Origin of the sequence: Nocardia tenerifensis NBRC 101015, assembly GCF_000308715.1 — a bacterium.
Classification (GTDB): domain Bacteria; phylum Actinomycetota; class Actinomycetes; order Mycobacteriales; family Mycobacteriaceae; genus Nocardia; species Nocardia tenerifensis.
In genome coordinates this window covers 1-16511 of record NZ_BAGH01000038.1, presented here as the reverse complement: position 1 = coordinate 16511, position 16511 = coordinate 1, and the positions used below count along the sequence as shown (strand labels likewise).

The window sequence follows — 16511 nt, the reverse complement described above, 5'->3', positions numbered from 1 at the left end:
CTCCCCGGCGCCCCGCCGACACTCCTCCCGCCCGCACCGCCGGCTCACCGGTCGTCCAGGACATCGCCGGTCCTCCGGCCGCCCGCACCCCGGGTCGTCGCGGACCGGCCGAGGAGAGCCGGAAGTCCGCGGCCCGCGGCAAGAAGGAGACGGCCGAAGAGGTCACCGACATCCTGCCGCCGCTCGCCGAGCCCACCCGCGCCAAGCGCAAGAAATCCGAGTGGCCGACCAGCGACGAAATCGGTGCCGCGCAACCGAAGTCGGTCGGCGCCGCCCCGCTGTCCCGCCTGGCCGCCAGCAAGCAGCGCCGCAACAAGCGGCTGCGCCTGGCGGGCCGCAGCGCCCTGACGGTCTTCGCGGTGCTGTGCCTGCTGGTCACCGGCGGCGGCTGGACCTTCATGCAGACCACCGGCAACAGCTTCACCCAGATCTCGGCGATCGTCGAGAACAACGACGACGTGGTCGACTCCGAAGCGCAGCTGGGCGACGAGAACTATCTGCTCGTCGGCACCGACACCCGCGCGGGCGCGAACAGTCAGGTCGGCGCGGGCACCCTCGACGACGCCGAGGGCTCGCGCGCGGACACCGTCATGCTGGTGAACATCCCGAAGAACCGCTCACGCGTCGTGGTCGTCTCGTTCCCCCGCGACCTCGACGTCACCAGACCGCAGTGCAACCGCTGGGACAACGACAAGGTCCAGTACACCAACGAGGTCTTTCCCTCGGCCATGGGCGACAAGCTCAACGCCGTCTACGCGCTCGGCGGCCCGAAGTGCCTGTTCACCACGATCCAGCGGATGACGGGCAGCGCGATCAACCACTTCATCGCGGTCGACTTCGCGGGCTTCGAGGCGATGGTCGATCAGATCGGCGGCGTCGAGGTGTGCGCGCCCAAGCCGATCAACGACGAGATCCTCGGCACCGTGCTGGAGAACCCCGGCCGGCAGCGGGTCAACGGCGCGACCGCGCTGAACTATGTGCGCGCCCGGCACGTCTACGGCGAGGAGCGCAGCGACTATGACCGGATCAACCGGCAGCAGCGCTTCATGGCCTCGCTGCTCCGCGGTGCCCTATCCAGCAAGGTGCTCTTCGATCCCGGCAAGCTGAAGGGCTTCATCGACGAGTTCACCAAGCACACCTGGGTGGACAAGGTGCAGCCGACGGACCTCTTGACCCTCGGCCGCTCGCTACAAAAGCTGGACGCGGGCACGGTCACCTTCCTGACCATCCCCACCGCGGGCACCACCTCCTACGGCAACGAGATCCCGCGCGAGCAGGACATCAAGGCCATCTTCAAGGCGATCCGCGACGACCAGCCGCTGCCCGGCGAGAAGAAGGTGTCCCCGGCCCCCGGCTCCATCCCGTCGGCCCCGCCGACCCCGCCCAAGCTGACCGCCGTCGACCCGGGCACCGTGTCGCTGCTGGTCTCCAATGCCTCCGGCACCTCCGGCCTGGCCCAGCGGGCCGCGACCAAGCTCGGCAACCAGGGCTTCGGCATCTTCAACATCGGCAACTACGCGGGCGGCAGCGAGGTCACCTCCAAGGTGCGCTACGGCGCCGGGCAGGAGGCCGCGGCGGCGACGGTGGCCAGCGCGATACCCGGCGCGCTGATGGAGTCGGCGAACGACCTCGGCGGCATCGTCGAGGTGGTCATCGGCGGCGACTTCACCGGCACGGTCCGCGCGCCCACGCCGGTGGGCGACCCGATCTCCAACGTGCCCGCGATGACCGCGCCTGCGACGCCGGTCACCCTGCCGTCGGACCTCGAGCACGTGAACGCCGCGGACGAGACTTGCAAGTGAAGCGCGGGCGCGACCTGCGGCAACAACGTCGCTAACGGTAAACACCGGTCATTCACCCTCCGTTCGTGACTTGGTCAGCGCCGGGAACTAATGTCGGTTTCTATGCGTGTCATCTACAACGAGCAAATGGCCGATCTCGCCCACCTCCTGGGCGAGATGGCCGGTCTGGCCGGCTCGGCGATGGACCGGGCCACCCAGTCACTGCTCCAGGCCGACCTCGCTCTGGCGGAGCAGGTGATCACCGAGTCCGACCGGATCGCCGAGCTGATCCAGGACGCCGAGGAGCGGGCGTTCGCGCTGCTCGCGCTGCAGGCGCCGGTCGCGGGTGATCTTCGGCAGGTGGTGAGCGCGATCCAGATCGTCGCCGATGTCAATCGGATGGGCGCGCTCGCGCTGCACGTGGCCAAGGTGGCCCGGCGGCGCCACCCCAACCACGCGCTGCCCGAGGCGGTCAACGGCTACTTCGCCGAGATGGGCCGCATTGCGGTCAATATGGGCGCCGGCGCCAAGGAGGTGCTCGAGACGCGCGACCCCGAGCGCGCCGCGCAGCTCAACGAGGACGACGAGGCGATGGACGACCTGCACCGTCACCTGTTCACGCTGCTGATGGACCGCGACTGGAAATACGGTGTCGCCGCCGCCGTCGACGTCACCCTGCTCGGCCGCTACTACGAGCGCTTCGCCGACCACGCCGTCGAGATCGGCCGCCGCGTCATCTTCTTGGTCACCGGCGTGTTGCCGCCGGACCCCGACGCCGAGGCGTGAGACGCGAACTGCCTGCTGTCACGGTTAAGATGGCAGGCGGTTTCGCGTTGCGGGGCTTGACGTCTCGCGGTCATGAGATGAAAGATTGGCCGCGTAGCGCAGCGGTGAGTGACTCGCTGTGAAAGATGCCGTTATGGGAGTTACGGCACAGAGGGGGCGGAAGCATGAAGGTCGATCCGACAGAGCTGCGCGCGTTGGCCGCATCGATGGACAAGATCAGCGGTGAGATCGGCGCGCTGAAGGTGAGCACGAAGACCGACGCGTTGAGTGCCGCGCTGCCCGGCTCCTCGGTAACCGAGGCCTGCAAGACGGCCGGTGCGGGCATCGAGGCGGGGTGGCTGCGAATGGCGCAGCGCTGCAAGGCGATCGCCAATATCGCCAAGGGCGGCGCCGCCGATTACGAGGTGTCCGACCAGGATTTCCGGGACAGCCTGAAGAAGCTGGGTGGCGGGCAGTGAAGAGCGGTGACCAGACCCCGACGCTCAGCCAGGTCCAAACCCAGTGGCAGCCATGGAAACTCAACGAGGCGGGCGAGGAGATCAAGACCCGCAACACCGAGTTCGGCGCGCTGATCGATCAGACCGTCACACAGATCCGGGAGGCGGGCGCGCACTGGAGCGGGGACGCCTACTACGCGGCCTACGACCGGATCGCCGGCGACCGCGACACCGCGAACAAGATCGCGCAGGAGACGACGGAGCTCGCCAACGCGCTGATCAACGGCGGAAACACGCTCACCGGTTACCGGCAGTCGTTGTTGGACAAGGTAACCGAGGCCACCGCGGCGGGCTTCACGGTCTCCGAGGACTGGCAGGTCACCGCCTCCGGTGAGGGCTCGGGCGAGGACCTGCACACCCATCAGACCGCGATCACCACCGCGCTCAACGAGATGCTCGGCACACAGAGCGGCATCGCCACCGCCATCGAGCAGGCGAACACCGCCGTCCAGACCCAGAGCGCGCAGCTCGGCACCGGTGATCCGCTCGATACGGTTACCGGACAACCGAAGTCGACGCTCACCGCGCAGCAGATCAGCGCCGAACAGCCGGCGGGCACGGTGCCCGCGTCCACCGAGCAGAAGACCGAGGAGAAGCCGCAGACGCAGGCGGCGGGTGCGCCGAAGAACATCGCGGAGAACCAAAGTCAGCAGAACCAGGGCCAGCAAACCCAAGCTCAACAGAACCAAGGCCAACAAACCCAAGCTCAACAGAACCAAGGCCAACAAACCCAAGCCCAGCAGAACCAAGGCCAACAAACCCAAGCCCAGCAGAACCAAGCCCAACAAACCCAAGCCCAGCAGAACCAAGCCCAACAGAACAACCAGAGCAAGGGAACCGGCCCCGCCAGCGACCCGAACTCGTGGAAGCCGTCGGACGTCACCTCCCTGATCACCGCGGTCGGCTCGATCACCGGCAACGTGCCCACCCTGATCGATTCGATCGGCAAGCTCGACGACAACTGGGACGACACCATCAAGGCGGCGGGCGACGCGGGCAAGGGCCTCATCGACTCCGCGGGCAACGCGGCCGAGAAGTTCGCGAGCGCGGCGGACAAGATAATCACCAGCGTCGACCACGCCGTCGACAACACGCCCACCGATCCGCAGCACAAGGACACGCCCGCACCGAACAGCGCGCACCCGGACGACAAGGCGCAGACACCGCCCGCCAACGACAAGGCCGCGACACCACCGTCGAACGACAAGACCCAGACGCCGCCGACTACACCGACGCAGCCGCAAACGCCGACACAGCCGCAAACGCCGACGCAACCACACACGCCCACCACGCCGACGCAACCGCAGAATCCCCCCACCACACCGCAGACCCCACCGTCCAACGCGGTCACCTACACCCAGCCGCAGTCGGTCTCCGAGCAGACCCCGGCCGCGGCCGGCACGCCCTCCTACACCGGAACCCCCACCGCGACGGCCCCCACCAGCAGCCTGTTCGGCCTCCCGTCGCCGACCAAGGGCTCGGAATCCGACCGCGAGCACCGCCCGAACAACTACGTGATCCACACCGCCGAACCCGAGCCGTCGAACGACTGATTCGACGCGAAAGGCGCGGCGCCGCAAGGTGATTCCGCGCCTCCGGGATTAACGAAAGAGCCCCGCTGCCCGACCTGTCGGCCGGACACCGGGGCTCCTATGATCGCGCGGGCCGACTATCCGAAGCGGCCGGAGATGTAGTCTTCGGTCGCCTTCTTGCCGGGGTTGGAGAAGATCTTCTCGGTGTCGTCGATCTCGATCAACCGGCCCGGCTTGCCCTGCGCCTCGAGGTTGAAGAAGCCGGTCTGGTCACTCACGCGGGCGGCCTGCTGCATGTTGTGGGTGACGATGACGATCGTGAACTCCTTCTTGAGCTCGGTGATCAGGTCCTCGATCGCGAGCGTGGAGATCGGGTCGAGCGCCGAGCAGGGCTCGTCCATCAGCAGCACGTCCGGGGACACCGCGATCGCGCGGGCGATGCAGAGTCGCTGCTGCTGACCGCCGGACAGGCCACCGCCGGGCTTGTCGAGGCGGTCCTTCACCTCGTTCCACAGGTTCGCGCCGCGCAGCGAGCGCTCGGCGACCTCGTCGAGCTCCTTCTTGCTCCGCACGCCCTGCAGCTTCAGCCCGGCCACCACGTTGTCGCGAATCGACATGGTGGGGAACGGGTTCGGGCGCTGGAACACCATGCCGATGGTGCGGCGCACGCCCACCGGGTCGACCTGCGAGCCGTAGATGTCCTCGCCGTCGAGCAGCACCGCGCCCTCGACGCGGGCGTTCGGGGTCACCTCGTGCATGCGGTTCAGCGACCGCAGCACGGTGGACTTACCGCAGCCCGACGGGCCGATGAAGGCGGTGACGCTGCGCGGCAGCACGGTCAGGTCCACATCGGCGACCGCGTGGAACTTCCCGTAGAAGATGTTCAGGTCTTTGACGTCGATCCGCTTGGCCATCTGAGTTTCCTATCGATTCCGCGTGAGCAGCTTGTTGACGACCGCGGCCGCCGCGTACAGCAGCGCGATGAGCAGGATCAGCGTCAGCGCCGCGCCCCACACGCGCTCGCGGCCCGCCGCCTCCGGATTCGCCAGCTCCTGATAGATCAGCAGGGGCAGCGAGGCCATGTTGCCGTCGAAGAGGTTGGTGTTGATCGACTTGCTGTAGCCGACGAGCACCAGCACCGGCGCGGTCTCACCCATGACGCGGGCGAGCGCCAGCAGGATGCCGCTGATCATGCCGGGCAGCGCCGTCGGCACGACGATGCGAGCGATGGTCTTCCACTTGGGAATTCCGAGCGCGTAGGAGGCCTCGCGCAGCTCGTCCGGGACCAGCTTCAGCATCTCCTCGCTGCTGCGCACCACGACCGGCAGCATCAGCAGCACCATCGCCAGCGACACCGCGAGGGCGCTCTGCGGGAAGCCGAGGGTGGCGATCCACAGCGCGAAGATGAACAGCGCCGCGACGATCGACGGCACACCGGCGAGGATGTCGACCATGAAGGTGGTGACCTTGGCCAGGCGGCCGCGGCCGTACTCCACCAGGTACACCGCGGCCATGACGCCGATCGGCACCGCGATCACCGCGGCGACCGCCGACTGCACGATGGTGCCGTAGATCGCGTGGTAGACGCCGCCGCCGGTCTGCTCCGGCAGGATGCCCTTCTGCGACTTCTGCCACCAGTTCAGCGACGCGACCGCGTCGATGCCGTGGCTGATCACCGTCACCAGCACCCAGGCGAGCGGCACGAGCGCGATACCGAAGCACAGCCACACCGCGACCGTCGCGACGTTGTTGCGTATCTTGCGGCCGAGACTCACATCACGGAAGGTCGGCGCCTTGATCGGCTTGTCGAGCGTTGTGGTCATTATCCGTTAACCCTTCCGCCCGCCGCGAGGCGCGCCAGCGCGTTCACGACGAAGGTCAGCGCGAACAGCACGAAACCGGCCGCGATGTAGGCGCCCGTCGGCAGCGGTGAACTGAACTCGGAGGCCGAGGCCGCGATCCGGGAGGCAAAGGTGTATCCGCCGTCGAACAGCGACCAGCCGCCCGCCTGCGCGGAGGTCTTCAACACGACCAGCACCGCGATGGTCTCGCCGAGCGCGCGCCCGAGCCCGAGCATGGAGCCCGCGATCACACCGCTGCGGCCGTAGGGCAGCACGGTCATCCGCACCATCTCCCACTTCGTCGCGCCGAGCGCGTGCGCGGCCTCGATGTGCGCGGCCGGGGTCAGCGCGAAGACCTCGCGCGAGACCGACGTGATGATCGGCAGGATCATGACCGCGAGCACCACGCCCGCGGTGAAGATCGTGCCGCCGCCGGAGATCGACACATTGCCGTCGGAGAACAGGAACAGCCAGCCGAGGTTGTCGTTGAGGAACTGCTGCAACGGCTTCAGGTGCGGCGCGAGGACCAGGAAACCCCACAGGCCGAACACGATCGACGGCACCGCGGCGAGCAGATCGACGAGCATCGCGAACGGTCGCGCCAGCGACTTGGGCGAGTAGTGCGTCAGGAACAGGGCGATGCCGACCCCGATCGGCACCGCGATGACCAGCGCGAAGATCGAGCTCAGCACCGTGACCATGAACAGGTCGCGCACGCCGAAGCGCAGGTGGTCGGCGTTGCTGGTGTTGAACTCGGTGCTGGTGAAGAAGTTGGCGTCGTTCGCCATGACCGAGGGCACCGCGCGGATCAGCAGGAATAGCGCGATCAGCGCGATGGCGGCGACGATGATCGCGCCCGACGCGGTGGCGAGAGACCGAAAGATGATCTCGGCCCGATTGCTGTGGGCGGGGCGAGCCTTGGGGGCGGGCTCGGTGCTCGGTTCACTCGACATGGGGGCAGTGTCTCCGGCCGCCCGCGGGCCCGTCGAATCCGACGAGCCCGCGGCGGTCACCTCAGGGTGCACGGTCATGGCTTCCGGGTTGCGATCAGGAGATGGCGTTGATCGCGGTGGTCAGGCGGGTCTTGAACTTCTCCGGGATCGGCACGTAGCCGGCCTCGTCGAGACCCTTCTGGCCGTTGGTGGTCGCCGAGGTCAGGAAGGCCTTGACCGCCTTGGCGGTGTCGGCGTCCTTGTACTTCGAGCAGACGATCTCGTAGGTGGGCAGGATGATCGGGTAGGCGCCCGCTTCGGTCGGCTTGTAGAACGAGCTGGTGTCGAGCACCAGGTCGTTGCCCTCGCCCTTGATCTTGGCGCTGTCGATGGCCTTGCCCGCCGACGCGGCGGTCAGCTTCACCGGGTCCTTGGACGCGGAGGTGATGATCTGCGCGATCGACAGGTTCTGCGACTTGGCGAACGACCACTCGTTGTAGGTGATCGAGTTCTTGGTGCTCTTGATGGCGGCCGAGGTGCCCTCGTTGCCCTTCGCGCCCTCGCCGACGCCGCCGGCGAACGCCTTGCCCGCGCCCTTGCCCCAGGCGCCGTCGGACGCCGCGTCCAGGTAGAGCTGGAAGTTGTCGGTGGTACCCGACTCGTCGCTGCGGAAGATCACCGCGATCTTGTCGGAGGGGAGCTTGGCGTTCGGGTTGAGCGCCTTGATCTCCGGGGCGTCCCAGGTGGCGACGGTGCCGTTGAACACCTTGGCGGCGGTCGGGCCGTCGAGCACCAGGTCGGTGACGCCGTCGATGTTGTAGGTGATGGCGATCGGGCCGAAGACGGTCGGCAGGTTCCAGGCCGGGGCGCCGCAACGATCCTGCGCCTTGGTCGGCTCGTCCTTCTTGGCGCTCAGCGGCGAGTCGGAGCCGCCGAAATCGGTCTGGCCGCCGATGAATTCGTTGACGCCGGCGCCGGAGCCGCTCGAGGTGTAGTTCAGCGTGTTGCCGTCGCAGTTGGCCTCGTAGGCGGCGACGAAGCGATCCATCGCGTTCTTCTGCGCCGACGAACCGCTGGCCTTGAGCGCCTTCTTGCCGCCGCAGGCGATGTCCGACTTGGCGGTGTTGCCGTCGGTGCTGGACGTGTTGTCGTCACTGCCACAGCCGACGAGGGCGATGGCGCCGACGGCCAGCACACCAACGAGGGCGCTGCTGCGCTTGAGATTCACTGATTCCTCCGGGAAGGCGTCCTACTCGTCCGGTCCCTCACCGGCCCGGACGGGTGATGTGGTGCTGTTCGCGGGGAACTTGCGCACCAGGCAGCGTGGGCTGCCCACCAATCAACGTAAAGTCACGTGGTTGACAGTTGGACCGACCTGAGTGAACGGCGGGTGAACACCCAAGCGCGATTGGGGCTGATAGGTGTGACATTTGCCCCAGTTTTACTCGACCGCCCTCGCTAGTCGGTTTCCGCCGCCGAATACGCGACGTCGATGTGCGCGGGCTCGAAGCCGAGCCGGGTGTAGGTGTGCACGGCCGCGGTGTTGTCGGCCTCGGTGTAGAGCAGGACCTCGGTGAGGCCGCGATCGCGCAGGTGGCGCAGGCCGACGAGGGTCAGCAGCCTACCGAGGCCCCGCCCCTGCGCGGCCGGGTCGATGCCTACGACGTAGACCTCGCCGAGGGGCGGGTTCTCGTCGTAATGCACCTTCGTCCAATGGAATCCGAGGACCCGGTCGGGCTCGGCGGTGTCCGTCGCGAGGAACAGCCCCTCGGGGTCGAACCACGACTCGGCGCGACGGGCCTCGATATCGCGCTCGGTCCAGCCGCCCTGCTCCGGGTGCCAGTCGAAGGCGGCGTTGTTGACCCGCAGCAGTTCGGCGTCGTCGGCCGGGCCGGCGTAGGTGCGAATCGTCACCCCGTCGTGCGCGGGAACCTCCGGTAGCTCGGGCGTTGCCAGCGGTCGGCGCATCTGCCACAGCTCGCGCGCGGTGCGCAAGCCGAGCCGCGCGGAGACGGCCTTGGCCGCGGGCAGATTTCCGTGCGCCCAGACCCGGGCGCCCGGCCCGCCCTCCGCGAGCGCGGCGGCGACCAGGTCGGCGCCGATGCCCCGGCCGCGAGCGGACGGATCGACCGCGACCTCGGCCATCGCCGGGTGTTCGCCGTGTGCCGGAACGAGATTGGCGTAACCGGCGATCGCGTCGTCGCGGCGGGCGACGAGGTGCCGCACCGCGGGGCCATCGGCCACGCTCAGCGACAGAACCGCTTGCTCGGAGACGGGAGCGACACCGTCTGTCGCGGTCGCGCGTTCGAGCAGTTGCCGGACCGCGGCGGCGGCCTCGGTGTCCAGCCGCTCGCTCCACTGTGTTGCCACGCCGCTCATCGGGCTCCATTCCTCGCGCTCCGCGGTACCCCGGGTGGGATGCCTACCCGGACAACGTCATCGCACGGCCCAGCATTTCACGCCCCGCCGCGGCCGATACGCGACCTCCACACGGGGCCTCGGATACCCCGATCCTCGGGCTGAACGCGACGCGAACGCATAATGACGTGACGGTGTTTCGGATTGGTCGGCGGACTTACTGCGCGGAGCCGTTGAGCGGAGCGAACGGCGCGTCGTCGGTGCCCTCCGCCTCGTCCTCCGGAACGGACGCGGCCTCGCCCTTGGCCGATCTCGACGGTCGCACCGCCTTGTACCCCACATTGCGCACGGTGCCGATGAGCGATTCGTACTCGCTGCCGAGCTTGGCGCGCAGCCGCCGGACGTGCACGTCCACGGTGCGAGTGCCGCCGAAGAAGTCGTAGCCCCAGACCTCTTGCAGCAGTTGAGCTCTCGTGAACACGCGGCCCGCGTGCTGCGCGAGATACTTGAGCAGCTCGAATTCCTTGTAGGTCAGATCGAGCGGGCGTCCGCGCAGTCGCGCGGTGTAGGTGCCCTCGTCGATCACCAGCTCGCCCAGGGTGATCTTGCCGGAGTTCTCCGGGCTGGCCACGCCGCCGTTGCGGCCGACGAGCAACCGCAGCCTGGCGTCCAGCTCGGCCGGGCCGGTGCCGGGCAGCAGGATGTCGTCCAACCCCCAGTCCGCGTTCACCGCGACCAGGCCGCCCTCGGTCAGGACGGCGACCACCGGCACGGACGACCCGGTGCTGCCGAGCAGGCGGCACAGCCCGCGGGCGGCGGCGAGATCGGTGCGCGCGTCGACGAGCGCGACATCCGCGGTGCCCGCCTCCAGCAGGGAAGCGACCTCGGTCGGCGCCGGACGCACATGATGTGCCAGCAGCGACAGCGAAGGCAGCACCGCGTCCGGGTTGGGGTCGGAGGTCAGCAGGAGCAGCTCCACAAGCTCTCCTCCCATCTCGTAGCTCCGAGGACAACAGCCGCACTGCCGGGGCCACGTCGCTGATCACAGGTAATTCGGATGCAAGATTAGCGCGTCGACCCCGATGACCTCGCCATCCGGGTGACGAGTCACATAAATGGAATCAGCGGGGTCGCGCATTCGCGGCTCGCAAGCGCTCCGAGTGGCCCTCGCGCATTCGCGGATCGCAAGCGCTCGAGCAGCCTCGGGCTTTCGCGACCGCGAGTTCTCTACGCGGCCTCGCACATCGCAAGCGCTCTCTATGCGGCCTCGCGCATTCGCGGCTCGCAAGCGCTCTATGCGGCCTCGCGCATTCGCGGCTCGCAAGCCCTCTATAAGGTTCAGCAATGCGCAAGCTCATCATCGGGCTGCTGATTCTCGCGGGACTGGCAGTGGTCATCGATTTCAGCGTCGCGGCGTACTCGGAGTATCGGGTCTCGCGCGCGCTACGCCAGGGCGCCGATCTACCCGCCGACCCGGCGGTGGCCATCCGCGGCGTCTCGTTCCTCGGTCAGGCGCTCGACGGCCGCTACGACGACGTCTGGATCAGGGCGAGCGGCAACCTGCCGCACACGCCGGGCGAGTACGAGCTCGAGGCGACGCTGACCGGCGTGCGGGTGCCGCTGCACGATCTGGTCGACGGCAGCCTGCGCAACGTCCCCGCCGAGCGGGTGCAGAGTTCGCTGCGCATCGGCCCGACCGAGTTGGGCAGGCTGTTCAGCATTCCCGACCTGCAGGTGCGCGGACCCGAGCGGGACAAGTCCGACGGCACGGGCGGATCCGGCGGGTCCGGCATGACCTCCACCGGCGACGAACCGCTGTGCCTGCTCGGCAGCCTGCCCGACCCGCCGAACACCCAGTACGACACCGCGAAGGTCTTCGTCCAGGCCGATCTCTCGTTCGACGGCGACCAGGTGAAGATCGTCGCATCCGGTTTCTGTCCGCAGACCGGTAACGAGAAGACGATCCCGGAGACGGCGATTCCGGAGCCGAGCCGTCAAGCGGTGCTCGCGCGGTTCACCCGTACTATCGACATCAAGGAATTGCCGTTCGGTGTCCATCCCACCAAGGTGCGCGCGGAAGGCGGGTGGATCGTAGTGGAGGGCAAGGGCGTGAACGTGACGATCGACCTCGACCGATTGCAGCAACCATGATCGAGATCACAATCATCGCGGTGGTGTTGCTGGCCGCGCTCGCGGTGGGCTTCCTGCTGCGACGGCGTGACGGCAAGATCCGCGCAGCCGACGTAGTCGAAACCGGCTCCGCGCGAGCCGATCTCCTCGCCGCCGTCGGAGTCACCGGATCCGTCCCCGCGGTACTGCACTTCTCCGCCGAGTGGTGCGGCCCCTGCGCCGCGGTGCGCCGAGTAGTGGCCGACGTCACCGGCCAGCTGGCCGAGTCGCCCCAGCCGCCGCTGGACATCGAGGTCGACATCGACGCCGAGCCTGCGCTCGCCAAGGAGCTGAACGTGCTCTCGCTGCCGACCACGTTCGTGTTCGATAGCGCTGGGCGCGAACGCTTTCGGATCTCCGGCGTGCCGAAGGTGACCGATCTGCGCTCCGCGCTCGAGCCGCTCACCACCGCCGCCGCTTAGCGGCCTTGACAGGTTTCCCGGACAGCTGTGATCAACCCGGGGTCCTTTTCTCCGGCTCGATTGGGTAAACTGCTTTCGTGCTTTCCAACCACGAGCTGATGCTCACCCGACGCCGCACAGTTGATCTGTGCCGCCTCGGTGGTTGTTGCTGCCTGTGCCGCTGAGCGGTCGGCTTTCCCAGATTTCCTGACGCCGACCTCTGTCCGCCGCGCGAGTGATCTTCTAGATCCCCCGGCGAACTGGCAATTTTCCAGCCATCAGTCGCATCCAGCGCAGGAGTACGCACAATGTCCACCGATATCGGTAATACTTCGCAGAATCAGTCAATTGCCCAGGGGCAGGTAGATGTTCGCGGCCCCCGCTTCGCCGCGTGGGTCACCACCGCCGTCCTCGTGCTCGTGCTGATCGCCGCCGTCTTCTCCCCCCTCGCCGCCGCGGTGCTCATCGCCGCGCAAGCCGTCGTCTTCGCCGTCGGCGCCGCCTACGGACCGCGCAAGCATCCGTACGGCCGGCTCTACGCGAAGTTCGTCGCGCCGCGCGTCGCGCCGACCACCGAGACCGAGCCCGTGCCGCCGCTGAAGTTCGCGCAGCTGCTCGGTCTGGTCTTCGCGGCGGTCAGCCTGCTGGGCTTCGTGCTCGGCTCCACAGTCGTCGGCGTGGTGTTCGCCGGCTTTGCCCTGTTCGCCGCGTTCTTGAACGCGGCGTTCGGGATCTGCCTGGGTTGCCAGATCTATCCCCTCGCAACCCGTTTCCGCCGGACAGACCCGTCCCCGGCACCGAACTGATCCGCAAGTCATCTGAAAGGAACAACATGGCTCGCTCCGATGTCCTGGTCTCCGTGGACTGGGCCGAAGAGAACCTCAACGCCCCCGGCGTCGTCTTCGTCGAGGTCGACGAGGACACCTCCGCATACGACGGCGGCCACATCGAGGGCGCCGTCCGGCTCGACTGGAAGAAGGACCTGCAGGATCAGGTTCGTCGTGACTTCGTGAATCAGGAGCAGTTCTCCGACCTGCTCTCGGCGCGCGGCATCGCCAACGACGACGAGGTGATCCTCTACGGCGGGAACAACAACTGGTTCGCCGCGTACGCCTACTGGTACTTCAAGCTGTACGGCCACAACAACGTCAAGCTGCTCGACGGCGGCCGCAAGAAGTGGGAGCTCGACGGTCGCCCGCTGTCCACCGAGGGCGTCAACCGGCCGGCCACGCAGTACAAGGCCTCCGCTCCCGACGTGACCATTCGCGCGTTCCGTGACGAGGTCATCGCGGCCATCGGCACCAAGAACCTGGTCGACGTCCGCTCGCCCGACGAGTTCTCCGGCAAGATCCTGGCCCCGGCTCACCTGCCGCAGGAGCAGAGCCAGCGCCCCGGCCACATCCCCGGCGCCATCAACGTGCCGTGGAGCAAGGCCGCGAACGAGGACGGCACCTTCAAGTCCGACGAGGAGCTCGCCGAGATCTACAAGGAGGCGGGCCTGGACGGCGAGAAGGAGACCATCGCCTACTGCCGCATCGGCGAGCGTTCCTCGCACACCTGGTTCGTGCTTCAGGAACTGCTCGGCCACAGCAATGTCAAGAACTACGACGGGAGCTGGACCGAGTACGGCTCCCTCGTCGGTGCACCGATCGAGTTGGGAGCGTAATCAACATGTGTGCAGCACCTACCCAGGGTCAGGCCATCCCCGCGGGCGTCGATGTGGAGAAGGAGACGGTCATCACCGGCCGCGTCCTGAGCACCGACGGTCAGCCGGTCGGCGGCGCGTTCGTGCGCCTGCTCGACGGCAACGGTGATTTCACCGCCGAGGTCGTCGCCTCGGGCACCGGTGACTTCCGTTTCTTCGCCGCGCCCGGCGCGTGGACGCTGCGGGCGCTCTCCTCGGCCGGTAACGGCTCGGCGGAGGTTCGCCCCGAGGGCGCGGGCATCCACCCCGTCGACGTCGCGGTCGCCAAGTAGGACGACCGTACGCAGCCGACGACCCCGGGCTTCCCCAGATATGACGGGAAGCACCCGGGGTCGTTTGCGTATGGCGGCGCGGATGTCGTTAGACTCCAAATGTGGTCGTCTTCTTCGAGATTTTGCTGGTGGCCGTCGCCATCCTCATCGGCTGGTTCGGCCTTTACGTCTTCTATCGGCTGTTCACCGAGTCATGAGCGATCTCGCGAGCGAAGGTTCGAATCCGGCCGAGCAAGCGAGTGAACAACTGAACGGGAACGGCTCCACCGATTCGGCTGGTCGCCGGAGCGGCGATCAGGCCGTGTCCGAGGCCGTCGAACGGGCCAAGACGACGGGCGCCCGCAACATTCCGGCGCTGCCGGATCTGCCGCTGCCCGAGGACACCGCGAACCTGCGGCTCGGGCCCGATCTGAGTTCCTCCATGCTCGCGCTGCTGCCGATGGTCGGCGTGTGGCGCGGCGAGGGCGAGGGCAACCACCCCGAGCGCGGCGACTACCGGTTCGGTCAGCAGATCATCGTGGCGCACGACGGCGGCGACTACCTGTCCTGGGAGTCCCGCTCCTGGGTGCTCGACGCCGAGGGCGGCTACACCGGTCCCGATCTGCGCGAGAGCGGTTTCTGGCGGGTCGGCATCGACGGCAACGACGAGGTGATCGAGCTGCTGCTCACGCACAGCACCGGCATCGTCGAGCTTTTCTACGGCCAAGCCCTCACCCAGTCCTCCTGGGAACTCGCCACCGACGTCGTCATCCGCAGCCAGTCCGGCATCGTCGTCGGCGGCGCCAAGCGCCTCTACGGCATCGTGGAGGGCGGCGACCTGGCCTACGTCGAGGAGCGCGTAGTAGCCGACGGGCCTTTGGAGCCCCGCCTCTCCGCCCGCCTCCAGCGCTACATCGGTTAAAGGCACTGACCGGTGGGTGCCCCTGATGCGGTATGCCGAGGCGACTACTGATCTCGCAGCTACATGGGTAACTCACCGGGTACCGGCTGACTACGCCCCATCTCACCGCCGGTCGCCAACGGAACCTTCGCGGCACACGAGTCTGGCCTGAATACGCGGAGAGGCGGAAAGGCGGCGGAAAAGAACGACCCCCGAGCTTTCCTCTGCGGGGTTTAGTCGCATCGGTCCCGGTTCGGACTCAACCGGGGGCTCGGGGGTCGGGTGGCTGCCTGGTATTCGCTCAGCGCTCGCGCGAACGGAGACCGTTGCAGCGGTGGCGCTAGCGGACAGCCACCTCACAAGTCCTTTGAACATACATTCTTCGAACCACCTCCTTCCTTGTGTACTGACGAATTTAGCGACGAGTCAGCGGGTCGGCAACGGAATTTCGCGGTCGGCGGAAGTGGGGACCGAACGCCTCGCGAAATCGACCTTCACCTGCGACGATGCATCGACGTGGACGACCGCGTCGGCCCGATTGTCCGGCGGCAGTTGATGTGTGACAACGACCACAGTCCGCTCGGGCTCGACCAGTCCGCCGCCGGCATCGAGCAGTTCGCGTAGCAGTCGCGCGCCCTCCTCCGCCTCCAGGTGTTCGGTCGGCTCGTCCAGCAGCAGCACCCGCGCCGGCGATACCAACGCTCTGGCGAGCAGGATGCGGCGGCGTTGCCCGCCGGAGACGGCGGCCGCGCCCCCGACCAGATCGGTGTGCACGCCCTTCGGCAACGAATCCAGCCACGCGCCGAGACCGACTGTGCGCAAGGCGGTTTCGGCCTCGGCCTCGGTGACGTCGCCGCGCGCGACGCGCAGGTTCTCCAGCACCGAGGTGCCGAACAGGTGCGCGTCCTCCGCGAAGAAGGTCACGCCGGGCCGAGGGGTGTCGAACAGGCCCGCCCACAGCATCAGCAGGGTGGTCTTCCCCACCCCGCTCGGTCCGACGACGGCGATGCGTCGTCCCGCCGGTATTTCTGGAAGTTGTTGCGCGAGCCGCCCTTCGAGCGCGGTGACCGCCTCCTCGGTACGCGCCCCCATGCCGTCGAGCCGGATGAGCCGGTGCAGCGCGGCACGGGCCGTGGTCAGCGACTGGGCGGCGGCGGGCAGCGGGCCGACCGCCTCGAAGGCCGACAGCGGCAGCAGGACGAGCACGGTGAGCGCCATGGGCGTCATCGCGCCGGGCGTGCCGCCCGAAGGGCCGTAGAGGGTGATGCCGATCAGCAACGCGCCCAGCACACTCGCGCCGATCGACAGCGGGTTGGCCGCCGCCGACCACGCGCTGCGCGCGGCCGCCGCGTCCTCC

At 67.8% G+C, this 16511-nt stretch carries 17 protein-coding genes; 10 read left to right on the top strand and 7 right to left on the bottom strand.

The window, feature by feature from the left end; genetic code table 11:
- The 4 genes from ON39_RS03715 to ON39_RS03700 all read left to right on the top strand — a co-directional run.
- Positions 1 to 1802: LCP family glycopolymer transferase (locus tag ON39_RS03715; RefSeq protein WP_051186268.1), on the top strand; the 1802-nt coding region annotated here is incomplete at its 5' end.
- Positions 1803 to 1904: 102 nt separating this feature from the next.
- Positions 1905 to 2567 carry a phosphate signaling complex protein PhoU gene (phoU, locus tag ON39_RS03710; RefSeq protein WP_040730914.1) on the top strand — a complete coding sequence of 221 codons (663 nt, stop codon included), beginning with the start codon at positions 1905 to 1907 and terminating at the stop codon, positions 2565 to 2567.
- A gap of 164 nt (positions 2568 to 2731) precedes the next feature.
- Positions 2732 to 3025 (top strand): hypothetical protein, encoded by a 294-nt coding sequence (locus ON39_RS03705; protein WP_040730913.1) that lies wholly within the window; start codon positions 2732 to 2734, stop codon positions 3023 to 3025.
- Positions 3022 to 4617 carry a hypothetical protein gene (locus ON39_RS03700; RefSeq protein WP_040730910.1) on the top strand — a complete coding sequence of 532 codons (1596 nt, stop codon included), beginning with the start codon at positions 3022 to 3024 and terminating at the stop codon, positions 4615 to 4617. Before ON39_RS03705 ends, ON39_RS03700 begins: the two co-directional genes overlap by 4 nt.
- Positions 4618 to 4733: 116 nt before the next feature.
- Here the strand turns inward: ON39_RS03700 and pstB are convergent, their stop codons facing one another.
- The 6 genes from pstB to ON39_RS03670 form a co-directional block, all read right to left on the bottom strand.
- Complete coding sequence (pstB, locus tag ON39_RS03695) at positions 4734 to 5510, bottom strand: phosphate ABC transporter ATP-binding protein PstB (protein ID WP_040730908.1); 777 nt, start codon at positions 5508 to 5510, stop codon at positions 4734 to 4736.
- A gap of 9 nt (positions 5511 to 5519) precedes the next feature.
- Entirely contained in the window at positions 5520 to 6419 is a 900-nt protein-coding gene (gene pstA / locus ON39_RS03690) for a phosphate ABC transporter permease PstA (RefSeq protein ID WP_040730906.1), read from the bottom strand.
- Positions 6419 to 7390 carry a phosphate ABC transporter permease subunit PstC gene (pstC, locus tag ON39_RS03685; protein ID WP_174412495.1) on the bottom strand — a complete coding sequence of 324 codons (972 nt, stop codon included), beginning with the start codon at positions 7388 to 7390 and terminating at the stop codon, positions 6419 to 6421. The genes pstA and pstC overlap by 1 nt, the downstream gene beginning before the upstream one ends.
- Positions 7391 to 7484: 94 nt before the next feature.
- A complete protein-coding gene (gene pstS, locus ON39_RS03680; protein ID WP_040730901.1) occupies positions 7485 to 8597 on the bottom strand; it encodes a phosphate ABC transporter substrate-binding protein PstS in 1113 nt (370 codons plus the stop codon).
- 230 nt (positions 8598 to 8827) lie between these two features.
- Positions 8828 to 9748 (bottom strand): mycothiol synthase, encoded by a 921-nt coding sequence (gene mshD, locus ON39_RS03675; protein ID WP_040730899.1) that lies wholly within the window; start codon positions 9746 to 9748, stop codon positions 8828 to 8830.
- A 196-nt stretch (positions 9749 to 9944) separates the two neighbouring features.
- Entirely contained in the window at positions 9945 to 10706 is a 762-nt protein-coding gene (locus tag ON39_RS03670) for a winged helix-turn-helix transcriptional regulator (RefSeq protein ID WP_040730896.1), read from the bottom strand.
- Between the two features lie 365 nt (positions 10707 to 11071).
- Here ON39_RS03670 and ON39_RS03665 point away from each other — a divergent pair, with 365 nt between their 5' ends.
- From ON39_RS03665 to ON39_RS03630, 6 genes are all read left to right on the top strand, one after another.
- Positions 11072 to 11878, top strand: coding sequence for an LmeA family phospholipid-binding protein (locus tag ON39_RS03665; protein ID WP_040730894.1), 807 nt, complete (start codon positions 11072 to 11074; stop codon positions 11876 to 11878).
- Positions 11875 to 12318 carry a thioredoxin family protein gene (locus ON39_RS03660; RefSeq protein WP_040730893.1) on the top strand — a complete coding sequence of 148 codons (444 nt, stop codon included), beginning with the start codon at positions 11875 to 11877 and terminating at the stop codon, positions 12316 to 12318. The genes ON39_RS03665 and ON39_RS03660 overlap by 4 nt, the downstream gene beginning before the upstream one ends.
- Before the next feature lie 287 nt (positions 12319 to 12605).
- Positions 12606 to 13103, top strand: coding sequence for a DUF4395 domain-containing protein (locus ON39_RS03650; protein WP_040730889.1), 498 nt, complete (start codon positions 12606 to 12608; stop codon positions 13101 to 13103).
- Positions 13104 to 13129: 26 nt separating this feature from the next.
- A complete protein-coding gene (locus ON39_RS03645; RefSeq protein WP_040730887.1) occupies positions 13130 to 13963 on the top strand; it encodes a sulfurtransferase in 834 nt (277 codons plus the stop codon).
- Between the two features lie 5 nt (positions 13964 to 13968).
- Positions 13969 to 14274: a DUF1416 domain-containing protein gene (locus tag ON39_RS03640; RefSeq protein WP_040730884.1), complete on the top strand. Its 306-nt coding sequence runs from the start codon at positions 13969 to 13971 to the stop codon at positions 14272 to 14274.
- Positions 14275 to 14467: 193 nt separating this feature from the next.
- Positions 14468 to 15175 (top strand): heme-binding beta-barrel domain-containing protein, encoded by a 708-nt coding sequence (locus tag ON39_RS03630; RefSeq protein ID WP_040730880.1) that lies wholly within the window; start codon positions 14468 to 14470, stop codon positions 15173 to 15175.
- Positions 15176 to 15580: 405 nt separating this feature from the next.
- Here the strand turns inward: ON39_RS03630 and ON39_RS03625 are convergent.
- A partial coding sequence (locus ON39_RS03625; RefSeq protein ID WP_040730878.1) for an ATP-binding cassette domain-containing protein occupies positions 15581 to 16511 on the bottom strand: 931 nt, incomplete at its 5' end.

What these genes read in the sequence shown, in the direction of transcription:
- pstA (WP_040730906.1), bottom strand. Translation starts at nt 6,419, where the DNA reads ATGACCACAACGCTCGACAAGCCGATCAAGGCGCCGACCTTCCGTGAT.
- pstB (WP_040730908.1), bottom strand. Translation starts at nt 5,510, where the DNA reads ATGGCCAAGCGGATCGACGTCAAAGACCTGAACATCTTCTACGGGAAG.
- ON39_RS03645 (WP_040730887.1), top strand. Translation starts at nt 13,130, where the DNA reads ATGGCTCGCTCCGATGTCCTGGTCTCCGTGGACTGGGCCGAAGAGAAC.
- mshD (WP_040730899.1), bottom strand. Translation starts at nt 9,748, where the DNA reads ATGAGCGGCGTGGCAACACAGTGGAGCGAGCGGCTGGACACCGAGGCC.
- ON39_RS03640 (WP_040730884.1), top strand. Translation starts at nt 13,969, where the DNA reads ATGTGTGCAGCACCTACCCAGGGTCAGGCCATCCCCGCGGGCGTCGAT.
- ON39_RS03660 (WP_040730893.1), top strand. Translation starts at nt 11,875, where the DNA reads ATGATCGAGATCACAATCATCGCGGTGGTGTTGCTGGCCGCGCTCGCG.
- ON39_RS03630 (WP_040730880.1), top strand. Translation starts at nt 14,468, where the DNA reads ATGAGCGATCTCGCGAGCGAAGGTTCGAATCCGGCCGAGCAAGCGAGT.
- ON39_RS03665 (WP_040730894.1), top strand. Translation starts at nt 11,072, where the DNA reads ATGCGCAAGCTCATCATCGGGCTGCTGATTCTCGCGGGACTGGCAGTG.
- phoU (WP_040730914.1), top strand. Translation starts at nt 1,905, where the DNA reads ATGCGTGTCATCTACAACGAGCAAATGGCCGATCTCGCCCACCTCCTG.
- pstC (WP_174412495.1), bottom strand. Translation starts at nt 7,390, where the DNA reads ATGTCGAGTGAACCGAGCACCGAGCCCGCCCCCAAGGCTCGCCCCGCC.
- ON39_RS03650 (WP_040730889.1), top strand. Translation starts at nt 12,606, where the DNA reads ATGTCCACCGATATCGGTAATACTTCGCAGAATCAGTCAATTGCCCAG.
- ON39_RS03705 (WP_040730913.1), top strand. Translation starts at nt 2,732, where the DNA reads ATGAAGGTCGATCCGACAGAGCTGCGCGCGTTGGCCGCATCGATGGAC.